The organism is Pelobacter propionicus DSM 2379, from assembly GCF_000015045.1.
Classification (GTDB): domain Bacteria; phylum Desulfobacterota; class Desulfuromonadia; order Geobacterales; family Pseudopelobacteraceae; genus Pseudopelobacter; species Pseudopelobacter propionicus.
The window spans coordinates 79,371-97,588 of sequence record NC_008607.1; the positions used below are offsets into that span (position 1 = coordinate 79,371).

Genomic DNA, 18,218 nt, shown 5'->3' on the forward strand with positions numbered 1-18,218 from the left:
TAGTCGGATTTACTTAAAGTTTGGACACCATAAATAACAAACGCTCCGCGGTAAGCCACGGAGCGTTTGTTGCTGAATATTGATTTGTTGTTTTTCTGCTAACCCAACATTGCTTTCATGTCTGCCTCTACAGTTGTAATAGGCCCTATGTTGAAGTTCTCAACCAGGAAGTTAAGGACATTAGGTGTTATGAATGCAGGTAGTGACGGGCCAATCTTGATATTTTTGATGCCAAGATGCAGCAGGGTCAGGAGAATGACAACCGCTTTCTGCTCGTACCAAGACAGTACCATGGAGAGTGGAAGGTCATTGACTCCACACTTAAAGGCGTCAGCCAGAGCAACGGCGATCTGGATGGCAGAATAGGCGTCGTTGCATTGACCGACGTCTAATAGTCGAGGAATGCCGCCGATGTCACCGAATTCGAGCTTATTAAAACGATACTTTCCACAAGCCAACGTCAGAATGACAGTATCCTTTGGAGCTTTTTCGGCAAACTCGGTGTAATAGTTGCGCCCGGATTTTGCCCCATCGCAGCCACCTACCAAGAAAAAGTGCCTGATTTGCCCGGCTTTCACAGCAGCTATGACTTTATCAGCTACTCCCAGTACGGCATTATGACCAAAACCAGTCAGGATTTCCTGGCCAGGATTTTCCGGTAATGCCGGGCACTCAAGAGCTTTGTTGATAACTGCAGAGAAGTCCCATCCATCAATATGCTTGATACCAGGCCATGCTACCAATCCCCAGGTAAATAGTCGATCAGTATAAGAATCGGACGGCCTTTGGATGCAGTTTGTGTTGAAGATTATTGCTCCGGGGAAATTTACGAATTCTTTAGCCTGGTCTTGCCAAGCTCCGCCGAAATTGCCAACAAGATGGCTGTATTTTTTTAGCCCTGGATAGCCGTGGGCAGGAAGCATTTCACCATGGGTATAGACATTGATGCCTTTACCATCGGTTTGCTTCAGTAATTCTTCTAGCATCTTAAGGTCATGACCTGAGACAAGTATGGCTTTGCCGGCTTTAGTGCCAAGTTGCACAGGAGTTGGAACAGGATGCCCGTAAGTATCTGTATGGGCAGCATTGAGAAGTCCCATAACGGCTAGGTTCTGTTTACCACATTCCATTGCCAGGCCAACGAAGTCCATCAGTCCCAGGCTGGAATCGGTTGTTGCTGCTAACGCCTTTTGAAAAAATGCCATGACTTCGTCATCACTTCTGCCAAGGATCATGGCGTGATCCATATAAGCGGCCATTCCCTTAAGACCATAGATGAGGATTTCAATCACGGAACGAATGTCTTCGTTGATATGCTGGGTATTTATTCCATGCTGCTCACCCTGGGCTATCATGCCAGGCAGATCTTCAGCCGGTTTCCAGCTTGCTACAGTTCCATCGATAGTAACACCAGAGAGTGTTTTGGCTTTTTCTTTCAGTTCATAGCAACGCTTAATCAAGCCACCTATCCGGGTTGGTTCAAAATCCACATTGGTTACTGTTGTAAATAGGCCCTCAATAGTAAATCGATCTATTTCAGCATTGCGGCCAGCCTTATTAGCATACAAAGCCAGACTCTTCAGACCATAGATCAAATGATCCTGTAATGCTGCAACATCAGGTTTCTTGCCACAAACACCGGAAATATTACAACCGGTTCCGTTTGCTGTTTGCTCGCATTGATTACAAAGCATGCTCATTTGTAATTTCCCCCTTTTGTGTGGTGTTTTGTATAACCGAATTGTCGCACAATTTACTTTACCACAATCTGCTTAAATTGATATTGAATACTATTTATAGCCAATGCTCGGGATAGGAACGGTGATAAACCAGGTTATTAGTAATGATTGCCGTAGCCAGAAGGATCAGGGCTCCTGCCAATACCGGCAAAAGGATATACTCGGGGCCAACGGCACTCTGCACACCGATAAGAGCGGTGGCTCCACCTGGCGGATGCGTAGTGTGTGTCAGATTCATTACAAAAATGGCCAGACCGACACTAATTGCCATACTCAATGGCGTAGACCCGAAAATGGCAACGATAATCACAGCCACCACAGCGGAGACAAGATGACCTCCAACCAGATTACGCGGCTGCGACAGCGGCGATTCAGTGGCACCAAAGAGAAGAACCGCTGAAGCTCCGAAAGAGCCGATCAGCAAGGGATGGCCGACCATTATCGTTACTTCGCAAATTGCCAAGATACCGACTGTAGCACTAATAAAACTCCAAATGGCATAACGCAGAGACATTTGTGGCCTAGCCCCAAGAATTGGTGCCCGACAATTCTGAGGCAATCTGGCCAGCCTTTTATTAATAGCAAGGTCATTCTTTATAAATGTCGCAATACGCCTTTTCATGTAATTATCGATCCCGATTCAATGCCTTAGATACGGCACAAGCGGAATAAGCTGCTGATAATCGGTAAAACGCAACGATGTATACCAGTTGCCACCAAGCATTCCTGCCACGATTACAGTCATAAAAATAAACACCAATACTAAAGGAAAAATCCACTTACTTAAGGGCTTGTTCCAAAAAAACGGCTGCATGGCGAGCACATTTTGCTCCGGGCAGTTCGCCACACAGGAGAGACACCCTGTACACTCCGGAGATGAGACTGTTTTACAGGAATGAACCGGCAGATCTGATGGACACACAGCAGAGCATCGCTTACAACCTGTACAACCAGAAATATTACGTCTTATTTTGAAAGGACTTATGTAACTTGCCAAGCCCAACAATGCTCCATAAGGGCATAGATACCGGCACCAGAACATCTTGTAAAGCAGCGACAATATAGCCAGGCTAGCCAGAACCAGCATTGTAGTTATAGACATGCGTGTGAAGAAATGTAGCATCTTTACATCACTGACCGCCCAGTAGGGAGCATCAAGGAATTCTGCCAGCGCGTCGATCGACATGTCCAGCAGGATGAACTTGATGAATAACAGCAGTAACAGGTACTTGATGCCTCGTAACAACAAGTCAAGCCAGCGCCAGATTCTGAAATTACGGCCAAACAAGCTTCTCCCCAGCTTTTGTGCGCCTTCTGATATCGTGCCGACAGGACAAAGCCAGGAGCAGAACGATTTCTTGGCAAGCAGGCTCATCAGCAGAATCGCCAGGAAGATAACCAGTGCCGCAGGATGGACCGGATGAACTGTTCCGGAGAGCAGCCAATACTTAAGACTGGTCAAGGCTCCGATTGGCAAGAATCCTTCTACGCCCGGCGGACGGGAAACCAATGGAGCGGCTGCGCCGCTTTCAACCGAGTTGACAAACAAACCAAAACGGATGCCGATGCCGATCACCCAAAACATAAAACAACACTGTACAATTGTACGTATGTTACTTACGGATTGCATTGAAAACAAACTTTTCTCTCTTAGGCAGTTCCTGAGTGGCTGATTCACTCAGGAACTCAGGATTTTTATACCTACTTTTCTGCATAAGGATCCTTGATTTCATGTTTTGGCTTGAACATAAGCTTTTTTGTGCCCCGATTGTTTGTGTACTTGGTTAATTCCAGATCGATCTTGATTGGGACAGTAACTCCAACTTTTGTTAGTGCCTGCCGAAGCAAAGCCTCGGCTTTGCCAGCGTGGTTGCCGGCGTCACTAAGGATGCGCATCGCCTCGCTGGGGTTATGGAAACCGGTTGAATTTTCGGCACCAATGAATGCAACCCGGTAAAAGGCTTCTTCATAATGGTTTTTAGCCTGGGCATAGAGCTCTTTGTCGATCTGTTTACCAGCGGCCTGGGCCTTGTTGGCCATCTCGAACAGTTTTGCCACGGTTGCTGTTGAGTAGCCAGAGCGGATAAATTGGGACATAGACCGATCCTGGATGGCGAATATTTGGCTTCTCAACCATTCGGGCGATTCTGTATGACACTGCTGGCAAGCTTTCAGATCGTTCTTTAATGGGCTCATGATCCGGTGGTCAGACACTTTCCTGCTTCCCACCTTGGTGTAAGGCATGTGGCAGTCAGAACAGGCGACACCGGCTTGCCAGTGGACACTGTTGTTGGAGAATAGTTCAAACTCAGGATGACGAACAAAGCCGAGCTTAAATCCTGTGACACTCTGGGTCCACTCGCCATTTTCGGGATTGCTACGAACTTTTTTGATGATGTTCTCAATAGTTATATTACCCCATTTGCTTCCATCCCACGGAAAGACGACATCGGTGGACTTCATTTCTGCATCCTTGGGAATATTGTAGGTAACGTGACACTGAGCGCAAACCAGAGTCCTCTTGTCCTGGTGGGTCAACTTGGACTGATCGACGCCGAGCTTATCCAGTGCCTTACCGAGGGTAAACCCGCGAGAGATTCGCAGTGACATATCCTTGTTGTTGTGGCAGTCGATACAGGCTACTCCGAGTGTCTGGTGTTCTTTGGGAATCTTACTAAGTACTTCCTTGTATTCCATGGAGAAGTAATTCTTACCCATTTCTTTTTGCAAAAGTGGAGCATATGGAGTTTTACAGGTCAAGCAGGACCCACCAGCCTTGTACCGTCCCGGGTCAACATCCAGTTGATCCTGTATCATGTGGAGATGTCCCCGCGGCTCCTTGTATTCCGATCCAAAGGCCCAACCATTGTAGAGTAGCGCGAGAAAAGGGTATTCATCGAGTTTATCGGGCCGTTCTTCTCCTACATCGTATCCACGCTTATATCTGCTTTTGCCTGCAGGGGTTGGTTCACCGGTTTTTTTCCAGAGGTCGTATTCCACCGGATAGACCTTTCCCCATTGGGCTGGATCAATCGTCCCATCGGCTATCTCAGCAGTTTTCACAGATTCTGCTTTCTTTGGGGCACAACCGTAACAGACCTTTGAAAAACTCCCCGATTTTCTCCCTGCCTTCTTCCTTGGCGTTTTTCTCGAGTTGTCTGGGAAGGATTGATGGCTTTTCAGGTCGCTTTTTCTGCTCTTTGGCTCGTTATCTGGTTCGTTTTTGCCCTTTTTGCATGCCATTTTGGCAGTTCGGGCGCATCGCTCCTACGCTTGGGCAATGAGATTTCTGAGCTTGACCAGATTGAAACATCCAGCGGCCAGACTGAAGTAGAATTTGATCTTCTCAAGCCCGACATGCCTGAGCTTACGGAATCCAGCAATGACCTTGGCCCAGCCGAAGAATTCTTCGATCTTCTTCCGATCCTTCAGGCTTTGCCGGTAGCTGGCATGCCGGGTGGTGCGGCCATCTATCGCCGATCCCTTCTTCTTGCTGGCAACATGCGGGGTGACGTTGATTTCTCGCATGTCCTGAACAAAGTCGGAAGTGTCATATGCCTTATCGGCAGCCACGGTGATACGCTTGTTCCGGTTGCCCTTCTGACGCTTCGTCATCTTCTTGGCAGCACGACGCTCAGCCTTGCCATCGGCGTGGGTTGCCTCAATCTGGGTGACAAAGCCATTATCGTTTTCGGTCATGGCATGCCCCATGACACAGAGCTTGGCGGATGCTCCCTTGCTCTTCTTGTAGAGCCGGGCGTCCGGGTCGGTTTTTGACTGGTGCGTCTTGTTGGAAAATTTCTCTCCCTTGAAATCGCCGGCAGGCTTGTCGTCATCGCTGCCATCCTTGCGGCGGAAGCTCTTGATGGAAGCCAGCGACTCAAGCAGGGTGCCGTCAACGGAGAAGTGGTCGTTGGAGAGCAGCCCCCTCTTCTCGGCCTGGCTCTTGACCTCTTCCAGAAACCGAGAACCGATATCTGCCCGGATCAGGCGGTCCTGATTGCAGGAGAATACGCTCTGGTCCCAGACCTTGTCGTCGATTGAAAGACCAATGAACCAGCGGAAGGCCATGTCGGAATTGATACGGTCCATAAGGGCGACATGACTGCGGACCGAGTACACGAACTGAAGCACCAGTCCTCTCAGCAGGTATTCAGGCGGTATGGACGGTCTACCGGTAGATGAGTACAGGGAATCGAATTCACGGTCGAGCTTTGAAAGAGCCGTATCCACCAGGGGCTTCAGCGAGCGAAGCGGGTGGTTCTTGGAAACGAACTGCTCTGTGGTGACATAGACGAACAGAGGACCATTTGATTCAGCAGAGCCGCGCATAACTTTCTCCAGTAATAACGGTGAGTTATGCGCAAAACACTACCACAAATCGGGGCTTTTCTCTATTTGTTTTTCAAAGACCTGGTAACTGATCGTTAACGCCGCCAGGAGTACTACAATGGTAAAGCTTTTAAACAAATTCATAATATTCTCCTCTACTTGAGATTAATTGTTGATTATCGAGTAGCAACCGTCCCAGTAAGGCGATGACGTAACTGTCGATGACAGCCCCAACACTGCCGTGTTGTATCCATTTGCGAAACCGTTTCAGCGTGACATCTGATGCAATTGCTCTGAACAACCTTTGCACCATGACCTGACAGGGTTATCCGCTCAGGTACCATCCCTGAATGAAATGAGAGTACATCTTTCATGCCGTCTATCGATTTCCAGACATAGTGTAACAGTGTATTACTATTCGGCAGATGACAGTCAACACAACGAATACGCCTATGAGCGCCGGCATGACTCCAGGCTGAGTGTTGTTCCTCCATGACATGACAGCTGGCACAGAAAGTTGGGGATTCTGATTTTGCTAATAGTTGTGGCGGTCCTAAAAGCAGGAAGGCAAAAACCGCTAGCCCGGAAAAAATGATTATTGTGATGATAGTGTATTTGGATTTCAGTAATCGCATTCTTTTCACCTGATGTTTTGACATTTTATTACCGGTAATCCTCAATATTTTCAGATGAGGAGAGATCATGGTCACACGAACAAATATTAACCTCTGAAAATCATTCAAACTTATTATGTCGAAGATTCGAGAAAAGAAGGTTATGGATCAGTGACAATGCACTTTATGTATTATACAGCAGAAGCTTATGATTATTTTGATCTAGATCAATTGCAGATAAATAATCTAAAAATTATCTTATGTAAAATTTAGTTAGAGCGGATACTACTTTTAAAATAATCGGAACTATCACCAATAAAAAGGCCATGATGACTTAATCTGTCTTATGCCTGTTGTAACATGCTCTCATAAGGAGGGCATGCCATGAATATTCAAGAGTTTCGCAAACAGTTTCCCGATGAGGAAACCTGCCATCGCTACCTGGAGCAGATGATTTGGCCAACTGGCCGTATCTGCCCTCACTGCGGAGGTATAAAGTCCTGGAGCATATTGGCAGAGAGCAAGCGGTTTGAACTATATGAATGTGCTTCCTGTAGCAAGCAATTCACAGTCACCACCAAGACTCCGCTGCATAGCACCAAGTTACCGCTGAGGACATGGTTTATGGCCATGTATTTCATGATCAACTCCAGCAAGGGTATTTCATCCATTTTCCTTGCTAAGTGGATCGGCACTTCCCAGAAAACAGCCTGGAAGGTGGGCCATGCCGTTCGGGCACTCATGGCCTCACAGGCAGATGCAATGCCTGGCCTTGCCGGGATCGTTGAACTTGACGAGAAATATCTTGGCGGCAAACCCCGCTACCAAAAAGACGTCAAACACAAGCGCGGCAAAGGCACTGCAAAATCATGTGTATTCGTTGCCGCAAGCCGTGATGGTCATGTACGGGCAAGCGTTGTAGCAAACGATAGTTACTCAGAACTGGCTCCCAAGGTTAACCGGTTTGTTGATACATCAGCCGATCTTATGACAGACCAGCTTTCCGTCTATCAGATGATTGCCGAAGACTATGCCAGCCACTCATCCGTGAATCATGGCAACAAGGAATACGCAAACGGAGACGTCCACAACAACACGGCTGAATCATTCAATGCCATTCTTGAACGGGCTAAGCAGGGTGTATTTCACTTCCTGAGCAAAATGCACACTCAGCGGTACATCAGCGAGGTGGTATTCCGCTGGAACCATCGTTACCCGGCAAGAGAAGTATCAAAAAACGGCACGAAAAAGATTATCTACAAAGCAAAGCCGATACTTGAGCAACTTCGATCACTGCTCCAGTATGCAGTTGGAACTCAACTCCGAAGAACACATGCTGGTGGGATCTTTACACCAAGACCTGCTTTTCGGTGATAGTTCCGAAAATAATTGGATCTTTTTCCGAAATATTTATCTTGACTAGATTTTTAAATATGGTCATCATGTGAATAACAGTTCACATGAGGTGGTCATGCTCGAAAAGAAAAGTACACGTGTACGAAAAGAAGAAATTATCCAGGCGGCATTTGATATTGTAGGCAAAAAGGGTGTGAGATCGCTTACAATTTCAGCCCTAGCAAAAATGGCCGGAATGAGTGAGGCCAATATTTACAGGCACTTCAGTGGCAAGGATGATGTTTTTACCGCACTCGCGGAATACATAAGGAGGGCGGTTATGGGGAAAGCTGCTGTAATCGCTGCTGGAAGCCGGAACCCGTTGAATAAACTGGAGCTTATCTTTTTCTCACATATGTCGATTATAGCTGAACAGCCCGGTATTCCTCGTTTTGTGTTCTCTGAGGATACACATCTTGGCCACCGTTTGGTGGCAGAGACTCTTGCTTTGAGCATTGGAAGCTATGTGGAGACGATTTCCGGGCTCATCGCAGCGGGAATTGCGGAAGGTGAACTGAAACAGGACCTTTCTCCAAGGGAAACTGCTCTGACGTTTCTGGGGATGATCCAATTCACTGCGCTGCGCTGGACTATCGGAGGCTCATCATTTGATATCAGGGATGAAGCCAAAAAACTCTGGGAAAATTTCTTGCACCTCGTAAGCTGATTTTTTTGACTTTTATGTGAATTTATATTCACATAAAATGCTTCTGGAATAAAGGTGGGTAACCATGAAAGTATATTTGCTGCTCCTGTTGACGATTCTGTTTTTACCTCATGCTCTTTACGCCGCGAACATTCTGACGCTTGATGACGCTCTGGAAACTGCCCTGAAAAATCACCCTCAATTGATGGAAGCCAGAGAATATCTTCATGGTGCTGAGGCCCGAACCCTTCAGGCAAAAGCCTCTTACTATCCACAGGTCAGTATTGCAGCTGACTGGAACAAAGGGCGGACGTTCCTGACGCCAACGGAAAGTATAAAATCTACAAAAGTGCATTCTGAGGCGGTTTACCTCAAGCAAACCATCTATGACTTCGGCCGGACAGCAAATGCGGTTGAAGCGGCACACGAGGCTGACATTGCAGCTTCGGAAACAGTTGCTGTAACGCGTCAGGATCTGGCATTCCGGGTAAGATCCGCATACTATCTTTTACTTGCTGCAGAAAAGCAGGTCGTTGCAGTAAAGGAAACCGTTGAAGCCAGGGAAGCGGTTTTCAGGCAGGCCCAGGAGTTTTTTAGCCAAGGTATCAGGGCTAAGGTAGAAGTCACAAGGGCCGAGGCAAATCTGTACGCGGCCAGGACTGCTTTAATACGGGCAGAGAATAACAGGGATATCGCCTGGGTCGAACTTTCCAACTCCATCGGGATCCCCTCTTTAAATAAATGCATTCTTGCTGAACCTTCAACTGCAATCGGGGCTGTGCCGGATCGTGCCTTTGCCCAGAACGAAGCTTTAAACAACAGGGCTGAGCTGAAACGCCAAACAGCCTTGAAAAACTCGGCAGCAGCCTCATTGAAAGCAGCAAAAAGTGGATATCTCCCTCTGTTAACCGGTACAGCCAGTGCTGGCTATGCAGACAGGGACTTCCCTCCCGGTGGAAATGTCTGGGCGATAGGATTGAATCTGACCATTCCGATATTCTCCGGTTTTTCAACTGTTGCGCAGACAAAAGAGGCCGTGGCCGCACTGCGCGGAGTCGAAGCGCAACACAACAACCTGAAGTTGCAGATCGCAAAAGACGTTGAAACCGCCTGGTTCAGTATCAGAGAGGCTACGGCACGAATTTCATCAACTGAAAAGGAAGTGATTGCCGCTCGAGAGAATCGGTCTCTGGCCATGGGACGTTATCAGGAAGGGATTGGCAACATAATTGAGGTAACCGATGCACAATCACAATCACTTGATGCCGATACATCAAAAATCCAGGCGATTTATGATTATCACATTGCGGTAGCCAGGCTTCACAGGGCAATCGGCAAAGAATAGCTAGCAGCAACTCAAGGAGTTCAGTGATGGAACTGATCAAGAAAATAATACAGAAGAAAAAAATGTGGATCTGGGCATTAATTGTTTTGTCCGTGGTCATCCTTCTTAAGCTGACACTGCTGGCTCCGCCAAAGGTGCTGGCCGTAAAGCTGGTAAAGCGCGATCTGACAGCACAGGTCTATGGAAATGGCACAGTGGAGGCCAAAGTGCTGGTAGGGGTTTCCAGTAAGATCACCGGCCGGATTGTTGAACTGTATGCTGATCAGGGCGATCATGTCAAAAGTGGTCAACTGCTCGCCACCCTTGAAAGCGATGATCTTATCCAGCAACAACACCAGGCAGAGGCTGGAGTCAATAAGTCAGCGGCAAACCTGAATGTAGAAAAGGCCAACCTCCAGAAGGCTCTGGCAAATCTGACCCTGGCTGAAAAAAATGCCGGGCGTTTTAAAAAACTTGCGGATCAAAACATGGTCTCCAGGCTTGAGGCCGAACAGTATGACAACATCTGGCAGATTGCCAAAGAAGAGGTGGCTCGCTGCTCTGCGTCGCTGGAATCGGTCCGAATGGAACAAACAGGTAACAGGGCCAGCTTGGGTTTTGCGCGGAGCAAAGCAGCTGATACCCGGATCTATGCTCCTTACGACGGGGTAATTATCACGCGAGATCTGGAAAAGGGTGCAACTGTGGTACCCGGCCAAGTTGTTTTCAGTCTTGCTGACCCTAAAACCGTCTGGGTCAAGGCGAATGTGGACGAATCGCAGTTAAAAGGCGTAGCTGTCGGCAAGAGAGCCGTCATATCTCTACGCTCATCTCCGGGGCGGCAATATCCCGGACAAGTGGCTCGTATTGGACGACAGAGCGATCGTGTTACTGAGGAGCTGGAGGTGGATGTGGCTTTTACACCTCCGTTAAACAATTTCAGGCTGGGGGAGCAAGCAGATGTCTACATTATTACTGAAACAAAAACATCGGCACCTTCTCTACAATCAGTCGCGCTGATAACCAGGGAAAATACACGCGGTGTTTGGATAATAGAGAACGGCAGGCTGAGGTTTAAGCCAGTTGTTATCGGAATCGAAGATACTAATAATTTTACGGAGATTATAAGTGGCCTTGATGTTAACGATAATATTGTAGTAGCCCCTCAACCAGTGATGTCCAAATTTCGTAACGGACAGAAGGTACGATTGCAATGAATCTCGCCATCCGGGACATAAGATATAACCTCGGTAGATTTATTCTGACCTCTATTGGCTTGGGCCTTCTCCTGGGAGTGGTCATAAGTATGGGGGGGATCTATCGTGGTTTGATAGCAGACTCGCTGTCAATCCTCAATGTTAACAAGGCGGATATCTGGGTTGTTCAGCAGGGCACTAATGGTCCCTTTGCCGAGAGTTCGCGCATTCCTGAGGAGATCAAATACCGTATCGCCGCTATTCCGGGAGTGTTGCAGGTAGCCCCGCTCGCATTTCAGACTATTCAGATAGAACGTAATGCCAAACCGTTTCGCTTTTTTTTGATGGGATACGACTTGAACAGCTTTGGCGGGCCGCCGGAAATCATTGCAGGACGTGATATCCGCCAGAAACATTACGAAATGGTTGTTGCCGAAGCGATGAAGATGGCGCTCGGTGAAAAAATACACCTGGGGATTCATGACTACACAGTGGTCGGCATTACCGGGAAGATCGTTTCCTCAGGAGGCGATCCGGTTGCATATGTGAGTCTTGCAGATGCGCAGGAAATTCAGTTCAAGCAAGACAATAATGCCACACGTAACAACCGCGAAAAAATAGGCTCACAAGTGAACGGAAACAAGACACTTTCACCGATTCAAAATCGGCTGATGAAACAGAGCATCGTTGACGTGACCGAATCTACCCACACGATAAATACGGTTATAGCAAAACTCTCTCCCGGCAAGGATTTGAAAGAGGTGCAGGAGCGGGTATCGCGATGGAATCATTATCGAGCCATCTCCGACGAAGAACAAACCAAAATACTGTCCAAAGGCATGATAGAAAAAGCCAGGATGCAATTAGGGCTTTTCAGCATCATACTTCTTATCATTTCGTCTGTTATCATCTCCCTGATCATCTATACCTCGACCCTCGACAAGATCAGGGTCATTGCCACGCTGAAACTTATCGGCTCTCAGAACCGGGTAATAGTTGGCATGATTCTTCAGCAGTCATTGTTGATGGGGATTCTTGCCTACGGTATCGGTTATGTGCTTATCCTGATAACCAGTGAAAAATTTCCTCGCCGGGTCGTTCTTGAAACATTGGACCTGCAATCGCTTTTTATCATTGTCATAGCAATATGCACGATTTCGAGCTTTGTAGGCATACGGAAGGCGCTTAGTGTCGAACCGGCAGAAGCGTTGGGTGGTTAAATTATGTATGCGATAGAAGTGGAAAAACTCACAAAAATATATGGTAAAGGCGAAACAGCGGTAACCGCCATATCAGATGCAAACTTTCAGGTCAAACCTGGGGAGTTGGTCGCCTTCCTCGGTCCTTCAGGTTCTGGCAAGACTACTATTCTAACCTGTATTGGCCTGATTAACGAGCCGACACGCGGCAAGGTGGTCATAGACGGCACAACCGTAGCCGATTCCGGATGGCAAAACGGCATTGACCTGAAACGGATGCGCCGTGAAAAACTCGGATTTATCTTCCAGGCCCACAACCTGATCCCGTTTCTGACTGCTGTGGAAAACGTGATGGTAGCACTGCAGATCAATGGGGTGGGACGCAAAGAGGCCCAAAAACGTTCCGCTGAGCTCCTGGATGCGCTCAATCTCGGGCACCGACTCAACAATTACCCGTCAGCCCTTTCCGGTGGGGAATCTCAGCGAGTTGCCATTGCGCGGGCATTGGCCAACAAGCCAAAAGTAATCCTTGCCGATGAACCAACTGCTGCCCTAGACACTGAAAATGGGAAAAATGTCATGGCCCTTCTTAAGCTCCTGGCTGTTGAAAACCATTCGGCAATTCTGGTCGTTACCCATGACCACAGAATGGTGGAGGGGTTTGACAGGATTTTCCAGGTAAGTGATGGTCGCATTATAGGCGAACACAAAAATGGAGATATTTGAATACGCGCATAGCGATTGATAATGCACGTATTATTGAGTACCCCCTACAAAAATGTATTCTTCTGTAAGACAATCAAGACCTTGAAATCGATGCTACGGGGACATATATCAAGATAGTTGGTGGTTTGATGATGCTGGTATCCAACGATAGAGCGTAGGAATTGATATACCAAGATTATCTGCGACCTCTTTTGGGGTAACGCCAGAGGATAAGAGCTTCTTTGCAGATTCAATCTTGCTGTCTGTCATCTTACGCTTACGTCCTCCAATTCTCCCATTTTTGCGTGCGGCAACTAATCCAGCTCTGGTTCGTTCAACGATCAGCTCTCGCTCCATTTGCGCCAGACTCGCCATCACATGGAAGAAAAAACGTCCAGACGGAGTGCCGGTATCAATGCTGTCTGTGAGACTCTTGAAATTAACTCCCCGTTTCTCCAGTTCGGTGATGAGATCGATCAACCCCTTGACGCTTCGCCCTAAGCGATCGAGCTTCCACACGACAAGCGTGTCACCATCCCGCAACACCTCCAACGTCAGTGTTAAGCCTGGGCGCTCGGCACGAGTTCCACTTATTTGGTCTTCATATATTTTACCGCATCCTGCTTGGGTGAGCGCACTAAGCTGCAAATCCAAGTTTTGATCCAGGGTTGAAACACGAGCATAACCAACTAACATTGATCTGCCTCCAATAGTGCCAAGATTCTCAAAATTCGTTGCAACGATAACAAAACGAGAATAGTATTTCAAGAATGGTTTTTGATAATTGTAACACATTGAATTTATGTATTCAGACTAACTAAAAAAAGTGATTATCATAAACGAACGTTTTCGATAAGGAGTCTCTATGCCTCGCCGCTCGATTCTCACCGACTCAGAACGAGAAAACCTACTGGTGCCTCCAGACAGTAAAGAGGATTTGATTCAGCATTATTTCTTCAGCGAATCCGACCTCACCATTATCCGGCAGCACCGAGGAGCTGCAAATAGGATTGGTTTTGCCGTCCAGCTTTGTTACATGAGATACCCAGGAATAATTCTCGGTACAGATGAAATCCCCCATACCGCACTTTTGAAATTCGTTGCAAGACAACTTAACGAGTCAACCGACAAATGGAAAGAATATGGCCAGCGTTTCCAGACAAGACGAGAACATCTTGTAGAATTGCAGACTGTTTTTAAATTTAAAACTTTTGGCACTGAAGACTATCCAGTAGCTGTAGAAAGCCTTGAATCTATCGCCTGGCAAACTGACAAGGGAATTGTGCTTGTTGAGGCGCTTATGCGGTATTTGCGTGGCCAGTCCATCCTTTTGCCTACAATTAATGTCATAGAACGTATCTGTGCCGAGGCCATTACTAAATCAACACGGCGAATTTATGCTGCTCTCACAGAGCAACTTTCCAAGGCACAACTCCAAAATCTCGACACACTACTGAGCCTCAAGCCCGAATCGAAAGTAACCATGCTGTCATGGCTGCGACAGCCGACGGGATCAGCCAAGGCTCGGCATATCCTTGAACATATTGAGCGTTTGCAAGCAACACGTGAACTTGGTTTGCCAGATGGGTTGGAAAAAGTAATCCACCAGAACCGGTTATTGAAAATTGCCAGGGAAGGCCGGCAAATGACCCCAGCAGATCTGGGGAAGTTTGAACAGAACCGCCGCTACGCAACACTCACAGCCCTTGTTCTGGAACTGCAAGCAACCATTACCGATGAAATCATCGAATTGAACGATCGTATTATCGGCAGTTTATTCAGCCGAGCCAAACGCAGTCATGAACAGCAATTCCAGCAATCCGGCAAAGAAATCAATGACAAAGTCAGATTGCTCTGGAGGATTGGGCAAGCATTGATTCAGGCTAAACAGAACGGCTCAGATCCTTTCGCCGCCATTGAAAATATTATTCCTTGGGACACGTTTGCTAAAAGCATTACTGAAGCCCAATCACTTTCCCAGCCAGAGGATTTCGATTACCTGCACCTGGTCGGCGACCACTACTCTCAGATTCGTCGCTATGCACCGGTTTTTCTGGAAACGCTCCAACTGAGTTCAACTCCTGCAGCCAGAGAAATACTCGAAGCCATTGAAACACTAAAGCGGTTAAATGCTGCCAACATGCGTAAAATACCGGATGACGCTCCCACAGGCTTTGTTCGTAAGCGTTGGAAGCCGTTGGTGTTTACGGATGAAGGTGTGAATAGGCGATATTATGAACTCTGCTTACTATCTGAACTGAAGAACTCCCTTCGTTCTGGGGATGTCTGGGTACATGGTTCCAGTCAGTTCAAAGATTTCAATGAATACCTGCTGCCTGCGGACAGATATTCGGAGCTTAAAAAAGCTGAAAGCCTGGGTTTGGCTATTGACTGTGATTGTGAACGTTACCTTAATAGCCGGATGCAACTACTGACACAAAAACTGGAAACGGTAAACCAATTGGCCGCAAATGACGAACTTCCGGAGGCAACCATCGGCAATTCTGGCTTGCGGATTTCACCTCTGACAAATGCAGTTCCGGAAGAGGCAAACAGCTTGATGAGACAGGCATATGAACTATTGCCGCACGTCAAGATTACCGAACTATTACAGGAGGTGGATGATTGGACCGGCTTTACCCGCCATTTCTCTCACGTAAAAAGTGGTAGCGAGGCCAAAGACAAAACCTTGCTACTGACGACGATTCTGGCTGATGCAATCAACCTCGGGCTCAGCAAAATGGTTGAGTCTTGCCCCGGCACCACCTACCAGAAGCTTTCATGGCTTCAAGCCTGGTATATCCGTGATGAAACGTATTCAGCTGCCTTGGCAGATTTGGTAAACAAACAGAACCGGCATCCTTTTTCTGCGAATTGGGGAGATGGCACGACATCATCTTCAGACGGACAGCGATTCAAGGCCGGTGGGCATGCTGAACGCACCGGCTGTCAATGGGGACGTAAAAGTGTACCAGTTTCGGGAATTGAAAAGTGTACCACCCTGCTGGTTGGAGAAGCGCCTCAATCAGGTGTTGTTGAAATGGATTCACCTCCTTTCTGAGAGAGTTGCTTGGCGAAGGCATGTCCCTGTAACCGGTAGCTGTGCCCTTTGATGTTGACCACCTTGCTGTGGTGAAGCAGTCGGTCCAGGATGGCCGAAGCAATGACCTGGTCTCCGAAGAGTTCCTGCCAATCGGAGAAGCTCTTGTTGGAGGTGATGATGGTCGAGCTTTTCTCGTAGCGGTAGGAGATGAACTGGAAGAAGAGGTAGGCTTCCTGATTGTTGACCGGCAGGTAGCCAACTTCATCGACGATCACCAGGCTTGAGTTGAGATAGGCCTTTCCCTTGGCCTGACTCTCCTTCAGCTTGGCGATCAGGGTGTGCATGGTGGTGAAGTAAACCTTGAAGCCGTGATAGCAGGCCTTGATTGCCAGGGCGATGGCGAGGTGGGTCTTACCCACTCCCGGCGGTCCCAGGAAGATGACATTTTCGTGTTTGGCCAGAAAGGTCAGATCGAAGAGTTCCATCACCGCTTTCTTGTCCAGATGGGGGTGGAAGGTGAAGTCGTACTCCTCGATGGTCTTGGCCATGGGAAGACCGGCTATCTTCATGGCGGTATCCACGCGGCGCTTGTCCTTTGCCGCCACTTCTTCCTCCAGGAGTCGGTCAAGAAAGGCAAGGTGAGAGCTCCCATCGCTCTGGGTGATGGTGGCGACATCGTCAAGGATTTCCACCGCCTTGAAGAGCTTCAGCCGTTTCAGGTTGTCCTGGAGGCGCTCATAGGTCAGCTGTTCCATGGGGCACCTCCGGCGGCGTAGCGGTCATACTCTTCCAGAGGGCGACGGTAGACTTCGGGGTAGAGCGTTCCGGTCGTGAGACCACGGGTGGCCATCCCCCGGTCCTGACCATAGCGCGGGGTCTGCCGGGGAGTCCGGGGTGGCGGTTTGTCAGGAATGCCGATGGTCTGCCCGTTGATCTCCGGAATCTGGTACAGGGCCAGCAGTTCGTCATCGTGATAGATCCGAATGACGCTGGCCTTGACCTTCAAAAGGACCTTTCTCCCCGCGGCCTGGTAGGGAACGTAGTAGCGGTTGCCGCCAAAGGAGAGCAGGCAGTCCTTATAGACCTTGCGAAAATACTTGAGGGATGTGTCGTACTCGGAGGGCGGTAGCGCTCCCAGGCAGGGCTGTTCCTGCTCCCAGCGAGCCTGAACCTGCTGACGGTGGGTACCGTGGATACGCTGGTGGGCGGTCTCCGCGATCCAGGCAGCAACATCCTGATTGGTCTCTTCCAGAGAATGGAATCCATACCCCCGCCAGAAGCTTTCCCGCACATAGTGCATGGGGCGTTCGACCTTTCCCTTTACCCAGGGGCTGTAGGGAGGGCAGAGGCGGGGCGTAAAACCGTAGTGCCTGGCAAAATGGAGGAATTCGGTGTTGAACACCGGCCGGCCATTCTCCCGGCCCACGACGACCTGCTTCATGTTGTCGTAGAGGATTTCGGCGGGAACGCCCTTGAGGTGGCGAAATGCCCGGAGGTGACAGTCCATGAACGCCTCCAGGGTGCATCGTTCAACGAATTCGACGTACATGGCCCGGGAAAATCCCAGGACCATTACGAAGGCGTAAAGGGGTGTGGTCTTTCCCGTGGAATCGACCACCTTGAAATCTCCCCAGTCAACCTGGGCCTGGAGACCGGGCTCCGTTTCGAAGCGCTGATAAGCAATGCGACGCTTCTGTTCCTTGATGGAGCGGACGAATACCTTGAGGGTATCGTAACTGCCGGAATACCCCATCCTTTTGATGCGGGTGAGTATCCAGGTGGCCTGATATTCATCCTCATCGAGAAAATCCCGGATGATCTGGTGATACGGTTCAAGGATGGATGGTTTGGTGTCTTTCCGGTGATATGCGGGGAAAGAGTTGCTTTCGAGATACTTCTTCACAGTCTTGCGATGAATGCCCAGCTTGCGTGCGATCCATCGGATACTGTGGCCGGAGCGTTTGAGTGCGGCTATGTCCATAACTACCTCCGTGGAAATCATGGGCACCCCTCCTTTCATAAGAA

At 48.5% G+C, this 18,218-nt stretch carries 15 protein-coding genes and 1 pseudogene; 7 read left to right on the forward strand and 9 right to left on the reverse strand.

Translation table 11 applies throughout. From position 1 onward, the window contains the following. Nucleotides 1–98: 98 nt before the first annotated feature. The 6 genes from hcp to nrfH form a co-directional block, all read right to left on the reverse strand. Entirely contained in the window at nt 99–1,694 is a 1,596-nt protein-coding gene (gene hcp / locus PPRO_RS18405; RefSeq protein ID WP_198138383.1) for a hydroxylamine reductase, read from the reverse strand. 100 nt (nt 1,695–1,794) lie between these two features. Continuing rightward, on the reverse strand, nt 1,795–2,361 hold the full coding sequence (locus PPRO_RS18410; RefSeq protein ID WP_011733813.1) for an HPP family protein: 567 nt from the start codon (nt 2,359–2,361) through the stop codon (nt 1,795–1,797). Nucleotides 2,362–2,379: 18 nt separating this feature from the next. Beyond that, complete coding sequence (locus PPRO_RS18415; protein WP_232286741.1) at nt 2,380–3,324, reverse strand: 4Fe-4S binding protein; 945 nt, start codon at nt 3,322–3,324, stop codon at nt 2,380–2,382. A gap of 116 nt (nt 3,325–3,440) precedes the next feature. Next, complete coding sequence (locus tag PPRO_RS18420; protein WP_011733815.1) at nt 3,441–4,982, reverse strand: ammonia-forming cytochrome c nitrite reductase subunit c552; 1,542 nt, start codon at nt 4,980–4,982, stop codon at nt 3,441–3,443. Between the two features lie 24 nt (nt 4,983–5,006). Then, on the reverse strand, nt 5,007–6,071 hold the full coding sequence (locus PPRO_RS18425) for an IS5-like element ISPepr6 family transposase (RefSeq protein WP_011733816.1): 1,065 nt from the start codon (nt 6,069–6,071) through the stop codon (nt 5,007–5,009). Between the two features lie 176 nt (nt 6,072–6,247). After that, a complete protein-coding gene (nrfH, locus tag PPRO_RS20455) occupies nt 6,248–6,706 on the reverse strand; it encodes a cytochrome c nitrite reductase small subunit (protein WP_011733817.1) in 459 nt (152 codons plus the stop codon). 363 nt (nt 6,707–7,069) lie between these two features. Between nrfH and PPRO_RS18430 the strand changes: the two genes are divergently transcribed. From PPRO_RS18430 to PPRO_RS18455, 6 genes are all read left to right on the forward strand, one after another. Continuing rightward, the gene (locus PPRO_RS18430) at nt 7,070–8,059 is read left to right on the forward strand and encodes an IS1595-like element ISPepr2 family transposase (protein WP_011733818.1); all 990 of its coding nucleotides are present in this window, start codon (nt 7,070–7,072) and stop codon (nt 8,057–8,059) included. A gap of 97 nt (nt 8,060–8,156) precedes the next feature. Beyond that, complete coding sequence (locus PPRO_RS18435; protein ID WP_041533005.1) at nt 8,157–8,747, forward strand: TetR/AcrR family transcriptional regulator; 591 nt, start codon at nt 8,157–8,159, stop codon at nt 8,745–8,747. A 64-nt stretch (nt 8,748–8,811) separates the two neighbouring features. After that, nucleotides 8,812–10,071 carry a TolC family protein gene (locus PPRO_RS18440; protein ID WP_011733820.1) on the forward strand — a complete coding sequence of 420 codons (1,260 nt, stop codon included), beginning with the start codon at nt 8,812–8,814 and terminating at the stop codon, nt 10,069–10,071. A gap of 26 nt (nt 10,072–10,097) precedes the next feature. Beyond that, nucleotides 10,098–11,267, forward strand: coding sequence for an efflux RND transporter periplasmic adaptor subunit (locus PPRO_RS18445; RefSeq protein ID WP_011733821.1), 1,170 nt, complete (start codon nt 10,098–10,100; stop codon nt 11,265–11,267). Further along, nucleotides 11,264–12,466, forward strand: coding sequence for an ABC transporter permease (locus PPRO_RS18450; RefSeq protein ID WP_011733822.1), 1,203 nt, complete (start codon nt 11,264–11,266; stop codon nt 12,464–12,466). The genes PPRO_RS18445 and PPRO_RS18450 overlap by 4 nt, the downstream gene beginning before the upstream one ends. Before the next feature lie 3 nt (nt 12,467–12,469). Then, nucleotides 12,470–13,171, forward strand: a complete 702-nt coding sequence (locus PPRO_RS18455; RefSeq protein ID WP_011733823.1) for an ABC transporter ATP-binding protein — start codon at nt 12,470–12,472, stop codon at nt 13,169–13,171. Between the two features lie 108 nt (nt 13,172–13,279). On the opposite strand, the gene PPRO_RS18460 is transcribed toward PPRO_RS18455, so the two are convergent. Continuing rightward, entirely contained in the window at nt 13,280–13,846 is a 567-nt protein-coding gene (locus PPRO_RS18460) for a recombinase family protein (RefSeq protein WP_011733824.1), read from the reverse strand. A 169-nt stretch (nt 13,847–14,015) separates the two neighbouring features. On the opposite strand from PPRO_RS18460, the pseudogene PPRO_RS18465 reads away from it, so the two are divergent. After that, nucleotides 14,016–16,097, forward strand: a pseudogene (locus tag PPRO_RS18465) (Tn3 family transposase); the annotation flags it as partial. Nucleotides 16,098–16,171: 74 nt separating this feature from the next. Here the strand turns inward: PPRO_RS18465 and istB are convergent. Then, a complete protein-coding gene (gene istB, locus PPRO_RS18470; protein WP_011733826.1) occupies nt 16,172–16,948 on the reverse strand; it encodes an IS21-like element ISPepr5 family helper ATPase IstB in 777 nt (258 codons plus the stop codon). Continuing rightward, nucleotides 16,936–18,174 (reverse strand): IS21-like element ISPepr5 family transposase, encoded by a 1,239-nt coding sequence (istA, locus tag PPRO_RS18475; RefSeq protein WP_011733827.1) that lies wholly within the window; start codon nt 18,172–18,174, stop codon nt 16,936–16,938. The genes istB and istA overlap by 13 nt, the downstream gene beginning before the upstream one ends. Between the last annotated feature and the right edge of the window lie 44 nt (nt 18,175–18,218).